15 protein-coding genes and 1 pseudogene are annotated in these 17516 nt (G+C 65.2%); 8 read left to right on the forward strand and 8 right to left on the reverse strand.

Annotated elements, in window-relative coordinates; translation table 11 throughout:
- Positions 1-3 precede the first annotated feature (3 nt).
- Positions 4-1749 carry a sensor domain-containing diguanylate cyclase gene (locus NR187_RS24340; protein WP_211386805.1) on the reverse strand — a complete coding sequence of 582 codons (1746 nt, stop codon included), beginning with the start codon at positions 1747-1749 and terminating at the stop codon, positions 4-6.
- A 244-nt stretch (positions 1750-1993) separates the two neighbouring features.
- Between NR187_RS24340 and NR187_RS24345 the strand changes: the two genes are divergently transcribed.
- The gene (locus tag NR187_RS24345) at positions 1994-2413 is read left to right on the forward strand and encodes a PaaI family thioesterase (RefSeq protein WP_256807931.1); all 420 of its coding nucleotides are present in this window, start codon (positions 1994-1996) and stop codon (positions 2411-2413) included.
- An 82-nt stretch (positions 2414-2495) separates the two neighbouring features.
- On the opposite strand, the gene NR187_RS24350 is transcribed toward NR187_RS24345, so the two are convergent.
- Positions 2496-3776, reverse strand: a complete 1281-nt coding sequence (locus tag NR187_RS24350) for a flavin-dependent oxidoreductase (RefSeq protein ID WP_211386803.1) — start codon at positions 3774-3776, stop codon at positions 2496-2498.
- A 128-nt stretch (positions 3777-3904) separates the two neighbouring features.
- Here NR187_RS24350 and NR187_RS24355 point away from each other — a divergent pair, with 128 nt between their 5' ends.
- Complete coding sequence (locus NR187_RS24355) at positions 3905-4525, forward strand: glutathione S-transferase family protein (protein ID WP_256807932.1); 621 nt, start codon at positions 3905-3907, stop codon at positions 4523-4525.
- 83 nt (positions 4526-4608) lie between these two features.
- On the opposite strand, the gene NR187_RS24360 is transcribed toward NR187_RS24355, so the two are convergent.
- Positions 4609-5529, reverse strand: a complete 921-nt coding sequence (locus NR187_RS24360; protein ID WP_256807933.1) for a LysR family transcriptional regulator — start codon at positions 5527-5529, stop codon at positions 4609-4611.
- A gap of 93 nt (positions 5530-5622) precedes the next feature.
- Between NR187_RS24360 and NR187_RS24365 the strand changes: the two genes are divergently transcribed.
- The 4 genes from NR187_RS24365 (at position 5623) to NR187_RS24380 (ending at position 11686) form a co-directional block, all read left to right on the forward strand.
- The gene (locus tag NR187_RS24365; protein WP_256807934.1) at positions 5623-6066 is read left to right on the forward strand and encodes a nuclear transport factor 2 family protein; all 444 of its coding nucleotides are present in this window, start codon (positions 5623-5625) and stop codon (positions 6064-6066) included.
- A 198-nt stretch (positions 6067-6264) separates the two neighbouring features.
- Positions 6265-6849 (forward strand): biliverdin-producing heme oxygenase, encoded by a 585-nt coding sequence (locus tag NR187_RS24370; RefSeq protein ID WP_211386799.1) that lies wholly within the window; start codon positions 6265-6267, stop codon positions 6847-6849.
- Complete coding sequence (locus NR187_RS24375) at positions 6846-9392, forward strand: HWE histidine kinase domain-containing protein (protein ID WP_211386798.1); 2547 nt, start codon at positions 6846-6848, stop codon at positions 9390-9392. Before NR187_RS24370 ends, NR187_RS24375 begins: the two co-directional genes overlap by 4 nt.
- A 284-nt stretch (positions 9393-9676) precedes the next feature.
- Positions 9677-11686, forward strand: coding sequence for a methyl-accepting chemotaxis protein (locus tag NR187_RS24380; RefSeq protein ID WP_256807935.1), 2010 nt, complete (start codon positions 9677-9679; stop codon positions 11684-11686).
- A gap of 51 nt (positions 11687-11737) precedes the next feature.
- Here the strand turns inward: NR187_RS24380 and NR187_RS24385 are convergent, their stop codons facing one another.
- From NR187_RS24385 to NR187_RS24395, 3 genes are all read right to left on the reverse strand, one after another.
- The gene (locus NR187_RS24385; protein WP_256807936.1) at positions 11738-12424 is read right to left on the reverse strand and encodes a glutathione S-transferase family protein; all 687 of its coding nucleotides are present in this window, start codon (positions 12422-12424) and stop codon (positions 11738-11740) included.
- 130 nt (positions 12425-12554) lie between these two features.
- Positions 12555-12881, reverse strand: coding sequence for a hypothetical protein (locus NR187_RS24390; protein ID WP_256807938.1), 327 nt, complete (start codon positions 12879-12881; stop codon positions 12555-12557).
- A 121-nt stretch (positions 12882-13002) separates the two neighbouring features.
- A complete protein-coding gene (locus NR187_RS24395; protein WP_283814105.1) occupies positions 13003-14133 on the reverse strand; it encodes a site-specific DNA-methyltransferase in 1131 nt (376 codons plus the stop codon).
- 409 nt (positions 14134-14542) lie between these two features.
- On the opposite strand from NR187_RS24395, the gene NR187_RS24400 reads away from it, so the two are divergent.
- Together NR187_RS24400 and moaB are read left to right on the forward strand one after the other, a co-directional pair.
- Positions 14543-15478, forward strand: coding sequence for a neutral zinc metallopeptidase (locus tag NR187_RS24400; protein ID WP_211386793.1), 936 nt, complete (start codon positions 14543-14545; stop codon positions 15476-15478).
- A gap of 195 nt (positions 15479-15673) precedes the next feature.
- Complete coding sequence (moaB, locus tag NR187_RS24405; protein WP_211386792.1) at positions 15674-16237, forward strand: molybdenum cofactor biosynthesis protein B; 564 nt, start codon at positions 15674-15676, stop codon at positions 16235-16237.
- Between the two features lie 191 nt (positions 16238-16428).
- Here moaB and NR187_RS24410 read toward each other — a convergent pair whose 3' ends face one another.
- On the reverse strand, positions 16429-17358 hold the full coding sequence (locus tag NR187_RS24410; RefSeq protein ID WP_211386791.1) for a helix-turn-helix domain-containing GNAT family N-acetyltransferase: 930 nt from the start codon (positions 17356-17358) through the stop codon (positions 16429-16431).
- 62 nt (positions 17359-17420) lie between these two features.
- Positions 17421-17516, reverse strand: a pseudogene (locus tag NR187_RS24415) (glycosyl transferase); the annotation flags it as partial.

Genomic DNA, 17516 nt, shown 5'->3' on the forward strand with positions numbered 1-17516 from the left:
TCGTCAGGCGGCGCGCGCGGCGCGCTCGTCTTCCGCCGGCATCAGGAAGATGCGGTTGCGCCCCGTTTTCTTGGCGACATAGAGGCCCTGATCGGCGCGCTCGATGACGTCCTGGACGTCGCGGTCGCTCTCGTCGAACAGCGCGAGCCCGACGGACACGGTGACGGGGATGACGGTGTCGCCATGGCGCACCGTCGCGCTCTCGATCGACGTCCTGATGCGATCGGCCAGCAGCACGGCGGTCTCCTGGTCGATCTCGCGCAAGAGCACCACGAACTCCTCGCCGCCGAAGCGGGCCGCCTTGTCGGTGGTCCGGATCGACTGGCTGATGATCTCGGCGATGCTCTTGATCGCGTCGTCGCCGGCGGCGTGGCCATGGCTGTCGTTGATCTTCTTGAAATGATCGATGTCGATCATCAAGGTCGCCATGTTGCGCTTGTAGCGGCGACAGAACGCCACCGCGTCGTCGGCGACGGCCAGGAACGAGCGGCGGTTCATCAGGCCGGTCATGAAATCGGTGTCGGCGAGCTGGCGCAGCTTCAGCAGGTCTTCCTGGAGCTGCATCGCGTTCTCGGTCGCGCGCAATTCGGCCTCCTTGGTGCGCTCCTCGGCAAGGCCGATGCGGCGCAGCAGCGAGCGCAGGGCGCGCGAGAGCTGGACGACTTCGGCAGAACCGCTCTGCCGCGCCAGCATGGTCGGACCGTGTGCGCGCCCGATGCGGTCCGCTTCCTGCGTGATGGCGATGATCGGGGCGGCGATCCGGCGCGAGACCAGCATGGCCAGCGACAGCGCAATCACGGCGGTGACGACGCCGATCGCCAGGATCGTCTGCGCCGACGAGATCGCCGTCGCCAGCGCTACGCTCGCCGGCTGGCTCGCGGTGACGATCCAGTTCAGCCCCTGATAATCGCGATAGCCGCTGCCGACGTGGAACGCCGTCAGGGTCTGCCGTCCCTCCGTCGTTTCCCGGAAGGTGCCGTCGCGGGCCTTCAAAATGCCGGTAAGCTCGTCGCCGCCATAACGGATGGTTTCCTGTCGAGGCCCGACCAGGACCATTCCGCCCTTGCTCAGGATCGAGAGCCGGGTGTCGGTGTTGCCGTCATTGGCTTCGACGTCCTTGATCAAATTGCTGGCCCAATTCCAGTCCAGATGCCCGCCGAGCACGCCGAGCAGCCGGCCGGAGGCGTCACGTACGGGAACGGCGATGTCGACGAAGCGATAAGGCTCGTTGTTGGCGCGCTGCGTCAGCAGCGAGGCCAACAGCATGGCCTCGTGCACGTCGCCAACGGCAATTCTCTCGAGACCTTGCTTGAACCAGGGGCGGGCGGCCACGGATTTGCCTTGAAGCAGGCCGCCGGTTGAGGCCACGACGTTGCCGTCGAGATCGGCAAACCCGATCCAGGTGAAATCGAAGGAGTGCTGGAGCGCCTCGAGCGCGCTGCGCAATTCATCGGGATTCCCCTGCCACAGCCGCTGCATCGGCTCGAGCTCCGCGAACAGCTTCATCTCCTGCTGCCGCGTCGCCATGAAGCGGTCGAGCCGGGCGGAGGTGCTGGACGCGATCCCGGCAAGGTTGCTCTCGATAAGGGAGGCAGTGTGCTTGTAGCTGATGAGAGCTGCGCCGGCGGCGAGCGTGCCCACCAGCACGATGGACATCGCGGCGAGGGCCGCAGCGATCTGCGTCCGAACGGTCAGTCGATCTTCGATCGCGTGCAGGCGATCTGCTGCCCGCTGCAAAAGGGCTCTCATGGAAGGCTCCGGTTTCGCCGCCGCTTGTCCCATGAGGTAACTTCTAACCGCTTACCGGCGGATCGGCCAATTGGATCGTATTGAATCGGTCGTGAAAACGCTTGGTTGAAGTGTGCTTAACGGGGTGCGGAATGCCTTGAATCCGTGCGATTTTCCGTAGTTCCCTGGAGCGATGCGGCGTGGCGCTGCTGCCACCATGGTGTCAGCAGGCATGATCTATTGGATGGCCGCACCGGAGGTTTGCATGGTCAAGACCGCGCTCGACAACTTTCCAAGGCCACCCTGCGCCGAGCTGCTCGGATGGCGCCTGCTCGATGCCCGCCCCCAGGAAGGCTGGATCAAGCTCGCCTTCGACGGCAAGCCGGAGTTCTGCAATCCGGCCGGATTCATCCAGGGCGGCATGCTCTCGGCCATGCTCGACGACACGATGGGCCCCGCCGTGTTGGTGATGAGCGAGGGCCGACTCTACACCACCACCATCAGCATGACCGTGAATTTCCTGGCCCCCGCAAAGCCCGGACCGATCATCGGCGAGGCCAGGGTGACGCAGCTCGGCAAGACGATTGCGTTCGTCGAGGCCAGGCTGACGGCGGAAGACGGGACTCTGCTGGCGACGGCAAGCGCCAACGAGCGATTGCTCGAAGCGGCGAGGGTGGTGCGGTGAGGCGAGCACCGGTCTCTCGCTCCCTCGCCCCGTTCTTACGGGGAGAGGTGAAGAGGACCCCGCGGCTCGACGGGCGGCTTGCTCAACCGCCCGCCCGCTTCGCACCCGCGCTCACGATCGCAGGCTTCGCATTCAGCGCCTCGACCTGGAAGCCGGCGACGCGCTTGTAGTTGGCAGCGATGTCTTCCAGCTCCTTCTGCGACAGCACGTCGGTGACGACCTCGAAGCCGTCGGGCGCGCGCTCCTCGACGAGCTGCATCACCTGCTCAGGCCCGTTCTTGCGGTTGAGCAGCACGAGGTCCGTGGTCGCCGGGCGCCGCTCGGCCTCATACGCAAGCAGGGCGGCCTGCGTCGGCCCGTGCGTCAGGATCTCGCGAGTGATGGTGCGGGCATCGAGGATCGCCTGGGACGCGCCGTTGGAGCCGATCGGATACATCGGATGTGCGGCATCGCCCATCAGCGTGACGCGCCCAAAGGTCCATTGCGACACCGGATCGCGGTCGACCAGCGGATATTCATAGGCGTGCGGGCAGTTCTTGATCAGGCCGGGCACATCGAGCCAGTCGAACTGCCAGCTCTCGAACCAGGGCAGAAACTCCTCCAGCCGCGCGGTGCGGTTATAGTCCTCGCGACGCCATTGATAGGTCGGGGGCATGTGGCGCTCGGCGACCCAGTTGATCAGATGATTGCCCGCCGCATCCGGCTGCTTCGAAATCGGGTAGCAGACGAATTTCAGGATCTCATGCCCGGCCATGATCATGGTGCGGCCGGTAAGGAACGCCTTTGCCGGCGTGACGCCGCGCCAGAGGATGCGGCCGTTCCAGATCGGCGGGCCTTCGTTGGGATAGAGTTTTTCGCGCGCGGCGGAATGGATGCCGTCGGCCGCGATCAGGATGGTGCCGTCGTAGGTCCCGGCGGCCTTGCCGGTCGCCCTGTCGATGAAATCGGCGCGCACGCCGTCAGCGGTTTCGCTCCAGCCGGTCAGATGATGGCTGGTCAGGATGTTGTCGCGGCCGAGGCGTTCGACTGCGGCGTCGAGCAGGAGTTGCTGGAGCGTGCCGCGATGGATCGAAAACTGCGGCCATTTATAACCGGCCTCCAGCCCGCGCGGCTCGCTCCAGATCGGCTTGCCGCGCTTGGAGAAGTAGGCGAGCTCCCGGGTGCGCACGCCGCTGGCGTCGAGCTTGTCCATCAGCCCGAGCTCGATCAGCTCGCGCACCGCGTGCGGCAGCACGTTGATGCCGACGCCCAGCGGCCGCAGCTCGGCGACGCTCTCGAACACTTTTACGGGAACGCCGATTCCGTGCAGGCTGAGCGCAAGCGTCAGCCCGCCGATGCCGCCACCGGCGATGAGTACCGTCATAACAAAACCCCTCCGACCGCGAGCGTCTTGGCACAGGCGGGCGGATGTGGGCAACTGCGAAGAGAATGTCGTGCTATGGACCTGAAGGCCCGCAGCCGTTAGTTTCCAATTTTACCATGAGGTCCGACATGCTCAAGCTCTACTACGCCACCGGCACCTGCGCGCTCGCCACCTACATGGCCCTGGAGGAGGCCGGCGCCGACTACACGGCTGAACGGCTCAGCTTCAAGGACAACCAGCAGACCAGCCCGGACTATCTCGCGATCAACCCGAAGGGCCGCGTGCCGGCCCTGGTGACCGACCGTGGCGTCCTCACCGAGACGCCGGCGATGCTGGCCTATGTCGCGCAGACCTTCCCCAAGGCGAAACTCGCGCCGCTCGACGATCCCTTCGACTTCGCCCAGGTGCAATCGTTCAACTCCTATCTCTGCTCGACCGTGCACATCAACCATGCGCACAAGATGCGTGGCGCGCGTTGGGCGACGCAAGAGAGCTCGTTCGCCGACATGAAGGCGATGATCCCGAAGACCATGGGCGCCTGCTTTGCCCTGATCGAGCAGAAGATGTTCAAAGGTCCCTGGGTGATGGGCGATCAGTTCACGATCTGCGATCCCTATCTCCATACGATCTCGCACTGGCTCGAAGGCGACAGCGTCGACATCAACGCGACACCAAAGATCGCCGATCATTTCAAGCGCATGTCCGACCGCCCCGCCGTGCGCAAGGTGATGGACGCCCAGAAGGCGTAAGAGCGCGGCCGCATATTCCCCTGTCGCCCCGGGCAAGCGTAAGCGCAGACCCGGGACGACACTATTTGCTTTGAAGCTGCGTCCTACCCGGCACGCCCCTTCTTCTCCAGCTCCCGTCCCGTTTCCAGCATCAGCCGCCCCAGCCAGATCGAGCCGGGGTCCATCTGCGCGCGGGTCGGATGGAACATGAACTGCTCGTCGATGCCGGGGTCGAGCGGCGGCGTCACCGTGACGAGGCCGAGCTGCTTCGACAGCGCCGCGATCAGCCGGCGCGGCACGAAGGCGACGAGGTCGGTGCGGGCGGCGACGTGCAGCGCCTCCAGATAGCCCGACACCACCAGCGAAATGTGCCGCTCGATGCCCTTGCTGCGCAGCCAGGTGTCGATCAGATCCTCGGGCTGGCCACGAATGATCACGCCGACATGGCGCGCGGCCAGGAAGGTTTCGCGCCGCTTCAGCTTCGCGCCCATGGGATGCCCGCGCCGCACCGCCAGTGCATCGCCGTCGGTGTAGAGCAATTGGCGGTGAAACCCCTTGAAGGCGTTGCCGATCGAGATCACGAGGTCGATGGTGCGGGCGAACTCGGCGTGGAAGATGGCCGGTCCCCGCCAAGGCACGACGTCGATGCGGACGTTGGGTGCGAGGCGCGTCACCTTCTCCATCAAGGGCGGCATCAACAGCTCGACCGCGAGATCCGGCATCATCAGCCGGAATTGCCGCTCGCTGCGTGCGGCGTCGAAATCATCCGGCACGAACAGCCCGCGCACCTGGTCGAGCGCCTGTGCCAGCGGCGTGCGCAGCGCTTGTGCCCGCGGGGTCAGCTCCATCCGCGCGCCGGTACGCACCAGCAGCGGGTCGCCGAAAATGTCGCGCAGGCGCTGCAGCGCGTGGCTCGCCGCCGGCTGCGACAGCCCGATCCGCAACGCGGCGCGGCTGACATTGGCCTCGCGCAGCAGCGCGTCGAGTGCGGTGAGGAGGTTGAGGTCAAGCGAATTCAAATTCATGAGACGAATAGATATCATATCCTCTATCGATTTGAAGAATTCTCCTCTCGCCGCGATGATCTCCCCGCGATGCCACCACAAGGAGATGCCGCCATGAGCGCGAGCGCCAACAAGAAACTGATGCAGGATATCTTTGCCGCTGCCGCCAGCCCCGATCCGTCCGTGCGCGACCGCGCTTTGTTCACCGCAAGCCTGGCCGACGACGCCAAATGGGTCGTGACCGGTCAATATTCATGGTCGCGCACGTTCGCGGGGAAGGAGGCGATCCTCAACGATCTGCACGGCTATGTGCGCACCCGCCTTCGCGACCGCACGCGCACGGTCGCCCATCGCTTCATCGCCGACGGCGACATCGTCGTGGTGGAAGCCAAGGGCGACAACGTCACGCCCGAGGACGTGCGCTACGACAACGACTATTGTCTGGTGTTTCGCCTTGAGGACGGCAAGATCAAGGAGATCCGCGAGTATTGCGACTCGATCCTGACCGAGAAGGCGCTGGGTCCTTTTCCGCAGGCAACGGTGAGGGCCGCGGGCTGACCCGATTGAACGACGTCGCGTCCGCCAGCCGATTTTGTCCGTCGCAGCCAGCGATGGTCGTGCGGGCCAGAGGAGTGGGCGCGAGCCGTCCTTCTTATGCCCGGTTTTTCCGGAGCTGGCGGAACCTTTGGATTCCCCCTGCGTTCCTTCGGCTCCGGGGCAATCGCGCGCCGGCTTTGCGCGCGTTTTGGGAATTTCATGCTGGCTGGGGCTTCGGACGTTTCGACACAGGTGGGCCGCAGCTTTCCCGGACTCCGCGAACGACTGAGAGATGAGACGGCTGCTGCGCACCGCGAGCTCGATGCGCAGCTTTCGTCGTTCGATCTCACCGTCTTTTCCGGCTACCGCCGCTTTCTGCAAGCCAGCGCCGGCGCGCTGCTGCCGCTCGAAGCCGCGCTCGACGAGGCCGGCGTTGCCCGGATGTTTCCGGACTGGCCGGAGCGGGTGCGCAGGGCCGCCATTGCGGCCGACCTCGGGCGGCTCGGCAGCGCCGTGCAATCCACCGTGTCGGTGCCGCCGCTGACGCGCAGTGGTGTGCTGGGCACCATGTACGTGCTGGAGGGCTCCCGGCTCGGGGCCAAGTTCCTGCTGAAGACGGTTGCGGATGCGGGCGATCCACGCATCGGCGAGGCCACCGCCTACCTCAATCACGGCGCCGGCAAGCGGCTCTGGCAGAGCTTTCTGGCAAGGCTCGCCAGCGAGGTGGCCTGCGACCAGGAAGAAGTGATCGAGGCGGCCCGCATCGCCTTCGCCGCGTTCGAGCAGGCGGCAGACCGGGCATGAACGAGGCCGTCAATCTCACCAATTGCGATCGCGAGCCGATCCACATTCCCGGCAGCGTGCAGCCGTTCGGCTTCCTGCTTACGGTGCTGTCGGATTTCACGATCTGCATGGCATCGGGCAACGTCGCGAGTTTTCTCGGCACTGACGCCGCCGACCTGCTGCAGCGACCGCTGTCGAGCGTCATCTCGGAAGCCGCCGTCGAGACCATTCGCAGCCGCGTCGACCATCTGAGCGGGCCGGACGCGACCGAACGCGTGTTCGGCGTCGAGCTCCGGTCGGGCAAGCCGCCTTTTGATCTCTCGATCCATTTTTCCGGCGCCTATCTGGTCGTGGAAGCCGAGCCGAGCGTCATCGAGCCCGGCGTCAATTCCGGCGAGCTCGTGCGCCTGATGCTGGAGCGGATCCGCAAGACGCGCGGCATGAACGAGCTCGCTCGGGAGGCCGCGCGGCAGCTCAAGGTGCTGACCGGTTTCGACCGCGTCATGGTCTATCAGTTTCATCCGGACGGATCGGGCGAGGTGATCGCGGAGGCTGCGGAAGCGGGGCTCGAACGGTTTCTCGGCCTGCATTATCCGGCGTCGGACATCCCGAGGCAGGCCCGCGTTCTCTATCAGCGCAACTGGCTGCGCATCATCGCGGACATCGATGCGCAGCCGGCCGCGCTGGTGTCGACGGCCACGCACAATGCGGCGCTGCTCGATCTCTCGATGAGCGTACTGCGCTCGGTGTCGCCGATCCACATCGAATATCTGCGCAACATGGGCGTCGGCGCCTCGATGTCGGTGTCGATCCTGCGTGACGGCAAGCTGTGGGGCCTGTTCGCTTGCCATCATTATTCGCCGCGCTACATCTCGTTCGAGAAGCGCACGGCATCAGAGCTGTTCGGGCAGATGTTCTCCTGGATCGTGGAGGGTCGCGAGCGCGAGGGCGACGTCGCCTACGAGACACGCGCCCACCAGGTGCAGGAGCGGCTGATCGAGACCGCGGCCCTGCACGAGCACAGCCGGCGCGCGATCGTCGATTTCCTCGGCGACTACGGGAACATGATCGATTGCGACGGCGTGGCGGTGTGGTCCGACAACAGGATTGCGCTTCAGGGCGAGACGCCGACCGAGGATGAGGTGAAGGAACTCGTTGCCTTCATCAACCGGACCACGCCGGGACGGATCTTCGCCAGCGCCGAGATCGCCAAGGTCTATGCCGCCGGCCAGTCCTTTCGCGACCGCGCGGCGGGCTTTCTCGCCATCCCGATCTCGCGCACGCCGCGCGATTGCCTGATCTTCTTCCGTCGCGAGGTCACACGCTCCGTCAATTGGGCCGGCGATCCCAACAAGGTCTACGACCAGGGTCCGAACGGGCCGCGCCTCACGCCGCGCAAGAGTTTCGAGCTGTGGCAGGAGACGGTGGCGGGCCAGTCCAAGCCGTGGTCGTCGGCCGACATCCGTATCGCCGAGAGCCTGCGGGTGACGCTGCTCGAGGTGATCCTGCAACTGTCCGATCTTGCCGCGCGCGAGCGGCGCGGCGCGCAGGAGCGGCAGGAGTTGATGATCGCCGAACTCAATCACCGCGTTCGCAACATCCTGAGCCTCGTCCGCGCTCTGGTGGCGCAGAGCAAGGACACCGCGGCCAGCGTCGAGGAGTTCGCCGGCGTGCTCGGCGGCCGCATCCAGGCCCTCGCCCGCGCTCACGACCAGATCACCAATCTGAACTGGGCGCCTGTCGCGTTGCGCTCGCTCCTCGAATCCGAGGCCGGCGCCTATCTGGGCGCGCGCGCAGACCGGGTGAAGATCGGCGGACCCGACGTAGCGCTCGATCCCAGGGCGTTCGCGACGCTGGCCCTCGTCGTGCACGAGATGATGACCAATTCCGCCAAATACGGCGCACTCGCCGATTCCACCGGCAGCGTCGAGGTGGCCTGGCGCCTCGATCCGTCGTCGAGCCTCGTCATCGACTGGAAGGAGAGCGGCGGCCCCCCGGTGCAGCCGCCGTCGCGGCGCGGCTTCGGGACCACGATCATCGAGCGCTCGGTCCCGTTCGACCTCAAGGGCGAAGCCGAAATCCGCTTCGACCTGCTGGGCGTGCAAGCGACGTTCATCATTCCCCCCAACTTCGTCCAACTCGTGTCATCAATCGCAGGAGCCGCCATGCGCATCGAAGAGCAGCAATCGTCCCGCCCGCGGATTTCCGACACGGCGCTGATCGTCGAGGACAATCTGATCATCGCGATGGCGGCGGAGGTCATCCTGCTCGACCTCGGCGCCCGCCACGTCGACACCGCCGCGAGCGTCGACCAGGCGCTGCGCTCGATCGAGCGCATGCGCCCGAGCTTTGCTCTGCTCGACCTCAACCTCGGCAGCGAGAGCAGCATCCGGGTGGCGCAGAAGCTCAAGGAGATCGGCGTGCCCTTCATCTTCGCGACCGGCTATGGCGAGCGCGCCCCGATTCCGGTGGAGCTGGCTTCGGCGCCTGTGGTTCAGAAGCCGTACACGCTGGAAGTGGTCGAGAACGCGCTCGGCAAATTGCAGCGAGAGAGCGCGCAATAGCCATTCGTCAGGCAACGCATGCTTTCAGGCAACGCATGCAGGACCCTGCATGCCGCCGCGGGCCACACCGCAATCTGTGCATGGCTGCCGATAAAATCAGCAGATTTCGGCGGGCGGATGCATTCGCACGCGAAAAATTGGAAGGTTCAATTAACAAGTGTCCCCCATTGTGCCGCGGTGCAGCGTGGGTCGCATGGATGCGACGCGCGGCTGCCAGGGTGGCCGGTGACGATCGCCGGACGTTCGGCCGCTCGAAGTGACATGCATCTGGGTGGATAGTGGGAATGCCGAAGTTTCGTTTGCGGATCAGGGGACGCCTGTACGCAGGCTTCATGGCCCTGGTGGCGGTCGGTCTCGTGATGGCGGTGGTTGCCGTCTGGAATTTGCGGGAGGTCCAGGATCAGGTCGGGCGACAATCGGCGCTTTCGGACAGCACCGCGCGGGTGCTGGAGATTTCGACCCACCTTCAGGCCATCCAGCGCGCCAATTTGCGATACATCTACGACGCCAGCGAGCCCGCGATGAAGGAGGCCGCGGAGCGGGAGACCGCAGCTACCGAGTTGTTGCAGGTCGGGGCGAAGGGTACGCTGTCGCAGGAGCGGCGAAAGCTTTACGAGGGGCTCATCGGCGACATCGCCAGGATGCGGAGCCTGCGCGACAATCTGAGTGACGCCGTCAACGAGGCGAGAACGGGCAAGGCGACGCTGCTGCCGAGTGGCGACGAACTGACCGTCAAGATGGCCAAGCTGGTCGACACGGCGCGTGCGGCCGTCGACGAAGACACCGCGTCCCTCGTCGCGGACCTCGAATCCAGGCTGCTTCTCGTCCAGATCGCGAACTGGCGTTTCCTGGCCCTGCGCGACGTCAAGGGGCCCGCGAACTTCAGGACCAACGTCGACAGGGCGATGCAGCGGCTCACGGCGATCGAAAAGAGCCAGCAGGCGACGGAATTGCGGACCACGCTCACGCCGGTGAAGACCTCGCTCGGAATCTACAAATCCGCGTTCGAGACGACATCCGCTGCGATGCTTCAGGCCGACGAGATCTATCACAAGAACCTCGCGCCGCTCATCGTCGAGAGCATCGGCAAGCTCAAGGTCGCGGAAACCACCTTGAAGAAGGACTATAAGGACTCGCGCAGCAATGCCGAAGCCGTGATTGCCGGAACGACGTCGATCCAGGAGATCGCGGGCGGCCTCGCCGTCCTGTTCGGCGGCCTCGTCGCCGTGCTGATCGCCCGCAGCATCGTCGGTCCCCTGACCTCGATGACCCGGGCGATGGGACTGCTTGCCGGCGGCAATCTCGCGGTCGAAATACCCGGTCGCGGCAGGGCCGACGAGATCGGCGACATGGCGATGGCGATCCAGGTGTTCAAGGACAACATGGTCGAGACCGAGCGCATGCGCCACGAGCAGACCGAGGTCGAGGCGCGGCAGGCCGGGCAGCGCAAAGCCGACATGGTCAAGCTGGCCGACCAGTTCGAGCAGGCCGTCGGCGAGATCGTGAACACCGTGTCGTCGGCGTCGAACGAGCTCGAAGCCTCCGCCGGCACCCTGACCACGACCGCCTCGCGTGCCCAGGATCTGTCGACGGAAGTCGCCTCCGCATCGCAGGAAGCCACGGCAAACGTGCAGGCCGTTGCCTCGGCCACCGAACAGCTGTCCTCATCGGTGACGGAGATCGCGCGACAGGTGCAGGAGTCGGCCCGCATCGCCGGCGAAGCCGTCGGTCAGGCGAGCAGGACCAACGCGCGCGTCGGCGAGCTCTCCAAGGCCGCCGCCCGCATCGGTGACGTGGTCGAGCTGATCAGCACCATCGCCGGCCAGACCAACCTGCTGGCGCTGAACGCCACCATCGAGGCGGCGCGCGCGGGCGAAGCCGGCCGCGGCTTTGCCGTGGTGGCCTCGGAGGTCAAGGCTCTCGCCGAGCAGACCGCGAAGGCCACCGGCGAGATCGCCCAGCAGGTCTCCGGCATCCAGGCCGCGACGGAGGAATCGGTCGGTTCGATCAAGGAGATCAGCGGCACCATCGAGCGGCTGTCGGAAATCTCCTCGACGGTTGCCGCCGCCGTGGAAGAGCAGGGCGCGGCCACGCAGGAGATCTCCCGCAACGTCCAGCAGGCGGCCCGTGGCACGCAGCGCGTGTCGTCCAACATCGGTGACGTCCAGCGCGGCGCCTCCGAGACCGGTTCGGCCTCCTCGCAGGTGCTGTCGGCGGCGCGCTCGCTGTCGGCCGACAGCAACCGGTTGAAGCAGGAAGTCGCAAAATTCCTGAGCTCGGTCCACGCCGCGTAAAAGCAAAAGGCCACGCGCATGCGCGTGGCCTTCCAAAACAATCCAATGCGATCAGGCGACCTTGGTCGTCATGTGCTTGAACATGTTGCCGCGGGCCTCGTCGTCCATCTCGGCCTTGAACGTGAACTTGTCCTTCAGCGCGATCGCACGCGCCGCCGCCGGCCGCGCCGAGATCTCGTCGACCAGCCGCTTCACGTTCGGGTAGCGCGCAAAGGCCTCGTCGCCGAGCTTGAACGGCACCATCCGCGCCCAGCCCCACAGCGCCATGTCGACGATCGAATAGGCATCGCCGACCATGTAGAGGCGGCCTTCAAGGTGGCCGTCGAGGATCTTGTAGTGGCGATCGGTCTCGTACTGGTAGCGGTTATGGGCGTAGTCGTGGTTCTGGTCCTTCGGCGCAAAATGCTTGAAGTGCACGGCCTGGCCCGAATAGGGCCCGACACCGGTGGCGATGAACATCAGCCATGACAGCGTTTCGCCGCGAACGGCGGCCGCGGGCAGGAATTTTCCGGTCTTCTCGGCGAGGTAGAGCAGGATGGCGTTGCTGTCGAAAACAATGGTGCCGCCATCGTCGATCGCAGGCACCTTGGCGTTCGGATTGATTTTCAGGAACTCCGGCGTGAACTGCTCGCCCTTGCGGGTGTCGATCTTGACCGGCTCGAAGGGCAGACCGGACTCCTCGAGATAAAGCGCGACCTTGGTCGGGTTCGGCGATCCGTTGAAATAGAACTTGAGCATCGGGCATCTCCCCATTGTTGCCGGCCGAGAGCGAACGCAGCGTCACTGTCGCTAACGGCCTCTCTTGCCTGAACCTTGTCCGGGAGGGCAACCGGCGAGTTTGCCGGGCGGTACCTGCGCGCCGCGCAGATCAGCCGGCGTAACAAAGGCCGATCGCCGCCGTAATGACCATGGCCGCGCCCACGGCCTCCAGCCGCAGCCCGAGCCGCGCCGCCAGATGCATGTCGGAAGCCCGCGCCGCGCGCTCCGATCCCCGCGCATAGCCGTGAACGATGACGTCGTGATTGAAATTGTCGTGCGCCTCGTTGCTGCCGGCGAGCCCGACGCAGACCACCAGCACGCCGAACACGGCGAGGCCGAAAAATCCCAATAGCGCGATCAGGAACATCGGAAACATGCCGACCAGGAAGATCGGCAGCAGCGGCACCAGCAGCAATGTCTCGGACTGTCGTCGCATGGGAGCCCGCCGGTCGGGACTGACCTGCTCAATCTAGTCCCGGCCGTTGCGTCATTCAAGGAGCCGCAGGGCGGGGCAAAGGCGCAAAGCGCCGTGCCCACCCTGCAAGATCGCGGAAAGCCTACCCTGCCGCCATGCCGGCACGGATCTCGGCGCGGAGCTCGTCGATCAGCTTGAGACCCTTCTTGGTCTCGACATGCCAGAAGGTCCAGCCGTTGCAGGCTTGCGCGCCTTGTGCGACCGCGCCCATGCGATGGATTGAGCCGACCTTGTCTCCCAGCATGATGGCGCCGTCGGCGCGCACGAGTGCGCCGAGCTTCTTCTTGGCGTCGAACAATTTCGTGCCGGGCATGATCATGCCGCGCTCGATCAGCTCGGAGAACGCCACCCGCGGCGCCTCGCGCGCGGTCATGAACGGGGCGAGGCTTGCTTCCGGCAGCGGCTCGACCGCGGCGATACGCGCTTCGGCAGCCTTGGCATAGGTCTTGTCGCGCTCGAACCCGATATAGGAGCGGCCGAGGCGCTTGGCGACAGCGCCGGTGGTGCCGGTGCCGTTGAAAGGATCGATCACGAGATCGCCGGGCTTGGAGGACGATAGCAGCACGCGCGCGAGCAGGCCTTCCGGCTTCTGCGTCGGATGCACTTTCTTGCCGTCGGCGCCCTTGAGACGCTCCTCGCCGGTGCAGAGCGGGATCAGCCAGTCGGACCGTGCCTGCACGTCCTCGTTGGCGGCCTTCAGCGCTTCGTAGTTGAACGTGTAGCCCTTGGCCTTCTCGTCGCGCGCGGCCCAGATCATGGTCTCGTGCGCGTTGGTGAAGCGGCGGCCACGGAAATTCGGCATCGGGTTGGTTTTGCGCCAGACGATGTCGTTCAGGAGCCAGAAGCCGAGGTCCTGCATGATCGCGCCGACGCGGAAGATGTTGTGATAGGAGCCGATCACCCAGATCGTCGCCGACGGCTTCATTGCGCGGCGGGCAGCGAGCAGCCACGCGCGGGTGAAATCGTCATAGGCGGAAAACGAATCGAACTTGTCCCAGTCGTCGTCGACGGCATCGACATGGGATTCGTCGGGGCGCTTGAGGTCGCCCTTGAGTTGGAGATTGTAGGGCGGATCGGCGAACACGAGGTCGACCGAACCAGCCTGAAGCTTCGACATCTCGGCGACGCAATCGCCGAGAATGATGCGATGCGCGGGAGACTCAAAATTTGTGCGGGGCGCCCTTGCAGACGCCCCGCGACGCGACTCTACCATGACTCAAGAACTCTGACTCAGGCGACGCTGTCGGCGACGCGGGACCAAACAACCGACTGACCGTTACATTGAAGCGGCAAAGTAAAAATCGACTTAACCCGCCGCTTTCGTGAGCAATTCTCGCATCGCGCGTGATGTGCGGTTTGTTGCGCGCAATCGCCGTGTTTTGCAGTGTATTTCGCGTGCCTTCGCGTTGCGGGAGCGGCCGGAGCGCAAAATGACTCCGGATTTCCCTCGGAAAAAAATGCACGACCCTCGGAAAAAATTGCTGGCATTGCCATGCTGTCGCACTAGGCAATAATTGCCGAGCGGGATATTGATTAACGCAATGGAAATTTTACGTGAGTGGCGCGTTGAGCTTCGGCGCCTTGCGCCCAAATGATGCCATCCAGGACCGAGGGAAGCCGCCATGCGCTATGATGATTTCCGCCGCAGCGACGATATCGAGGATCGTCGCGACGATGGCGGCGGGGGCGGTGGCGGAGGTGGGTTCGGCCTGCCGATGGGCGGCGGCGGGCTCGGCATCGGCACCATCATCGTGCTCGGCCTGGTCGGCTATGCCTTCGGCATCGACCCGCGCATCCTGATCGGGGGCGCCGAGATCCTCACCGGCGGTGGCCAGGCGCCGAGCTATCAGACCGATCGCCAGTCGACCTCTGCCAAGCGCGGCGCGCCAACCGACGAGATGGGCAGCATGATCTCCGGCATCCTCGGCGAGATCGACGACCGCTGGAGCGAGATCTTCCAGGCCTCGGGCCAGTCCTACACCGGTCCGAAGGTCGTGCTGTTCCGCAACGTCACCAACGGCGGCCGCTGCGGCCGGGCAGAGTCGGCGATGGGACCGTTCTATTGTCCGCCCGACAGGACCATCTTCCTCGACACCGGATTCTTCCGCGAGGTCGAGACGCGCTTCCGCGGCTGCTCCGGAAAGTCCGCCTGTAACTTCACCACCGCCTACATCATCGCGCATGAGGCCGGCCATCACATCCAGAACCTGCTCGGCATCATTCCGCGCGTGACGCGGCTGCAGCAGCAGGCCGGCAGCAAGGCCGAGTCCAATGCGCTGCAGGTGAAGGTCGAGTTGCAGGCCGACTGCCTGTCCGGCGTCTGGGTCAACCGCGAGGCGAAGAAGCGGCCGAATTTCCTGGAGGCGGGCGATATCGATGCTGCGCTGACCACGGCGAGCGCGATCGGCGACGACACGCTGCAACGCCAGGCCACCGGCCGCGTCGTGCCCGATTCCTTCACCCACGGCTCGGCGGCGCAGCGCAAGCAATGGTTCATGACCGGCTACCAGCAGGGCTCGGTCCAGGCCTGCAACACGTTCGGCGGCGGGCAGCAGTAGTTGTCCGACCTCGAGCCCCGGACCCAGCGCAGCGCTTCTTCAGCGGTGCGCTGCAGAGCCGGGGCCCACAACGCCGGTCTCCCAAGATCAGTGGGTGGGGTCCCGGCTATGCGCTGCACCGCCATAGCGCGTTGAAGACGCGCGTGAACGCGCTTATGACGCTGCATCGCGTCCGGGACACGTGAGGAAGCACCAATGGCCTCCATCGACGAAGCAAAACAATTCATCCCGCTCAACATCGCGGTGCTCACGGTCTCCGACACGCGAGCGCTCGCCGATGACAAATCCGGCCAGACGCTGGCGGACCGTCTCGCCGCTGCCGGCCATCACCTTGCCGCGCGCGAAATCGTCACCGACGATGTCGAGGCGATCCGCGCCGTGATCCGCCGCTGGATCGCGGATGCCGGCATCGACGTCGTCATCACCACCGGCGGCACCGGCTTCACCGGGCGGGACGTCACGCCTGAGGCGATCGAGCCCCTGTTCGAGAAGCGCATGGACGGGTTCTCGATCGCATTCCACCTGCTGAGCCATGCCAAGATCGGCACGTCGACGATCCAGAGCCGCGCCACAGCAGGCGTTGCTGGCGCGACCTACATCTTCTGCCTGCCGGGTTCGCCCGGCGCCTGCCGCGACGGCTGGGACGGCATCTTGGCTGCCCAGCTCGACTACCGGACGCGCCCCTGCAATTTCGTCGAGATCATGCCGCGCCTGGACGAGCATCTGCGAAGGCCGAAGGCGCAGGGCGCGACGGTGTAGCTTGCTCTTTCTTCCTTCCCCCCTTGTGGGGGAAGGTGGCGCGAAGCGCCGGATGAGGGGTATCTATCTGCAAGCGCCGAAGTTCGCGGAGGCATACCCCTCACCCAAGTGAGGTCGCGTCTACCAGCGTCGCTGCCCTCTCCCGCAAGGGGCGAGGGCGCATTCACGCGCATCGCGCTTATCGCAAATCGTTACAGATCCCGCTCCCAGGTCTCGCCCACCAGATCTGCACCGAAGCTGTGGTGCTTCTCTTCCTTCACGAGCTTGAAGCCGGCGCTCTGGTAGATGCCGCGGGCCGCCACCAGAATACTCTGCGTCCACAGCGTCATCTTGCCGTAGCCCCTCTCGCGTGCGCCCTGGATGCATTGCTCGACCAGCGCGCGGCCGACACCGAGCCCCCGTGCTTTCTTCTCCACCTGCAACAGGCGCAGCTTGGCGATCTCGTCGGTGGCCTTGACCAGGAATATCGAGCCGACCGCCTCGCCCCCCACTTCCGCGATCCAGCAGTGCTCGCGCATGGCGTCGTAGTTCTTGATGAACTGTGCGCAGATCTCGGCGACCAGCGCCTCGTAGCTGATATCCCAGTTGTAGTCGGCGGCATAGGCGGCGGCCTGCCGGGAGATGACCCAGCCCATGTCACCGACGCGATGGCTGCGCAGCATGAAAGCCGCAGGCTGGCTTCGACGTTGCTCCAGCACAGCCTCGATGGTCCCCATGGCCTGCGTGAGCCGCGTTGCATCGCTGGCCGAAAGCTGAGCCAGCATTGCGGCGACCTCATTTTGCGAGCCCAGGTTCAGCTTGGCAAAGGTCTGGCGGCCCTTTGCGGTGAGGCTGAGCTGGTATTGCCTGCGATCCGCGGGCAGGGGCCTGCGGGTGATCAGCCCCTTTTCGTCGAAGCTTTGCACGATGCGGCTGAGATAACCGGGGTCGAGGCCAAGCTCATTGCCGATCTCCTTTGCCGCGAGGTCGTCTCGCTGCGCGAGCTCGTAGAGCACGCGGGCCTCGCTGAGCGAGAACGGGCTCTTTCCAAGGTGCTGGTCGAGCACGCCAAGCTTGCGGGTGTAGAAGCGGTTGAAGGCGCGGACCGCTGCGATGGGGTCGTCGGTACCGTTAGATGACATGAGGACACCTCGATACTTGCCATTGTCAAATAATTATTTGATAATGGCAAGTATCGGTGGCCTTAGCCGATCATCACGATCCGGCTGCGCAGCATGATCCGGGACGAACGGCCCAGTCGCCGGAGCAGCCGCGCCTCGGAGTGGCGGGCCTGGGGCGG

The sequence above is a fragment of the Bradyrhizobium sp. Bra64 genome (genome assembly GCF_024519875.1).
Taxonomy (GTDB): Bacteria; Pseudomonadota; Alphaproteobacteria; order Rhizobiales; family Xanthobacteraceae; genus Bradyrhizobium; species Bradyrhizobium japonicum_G.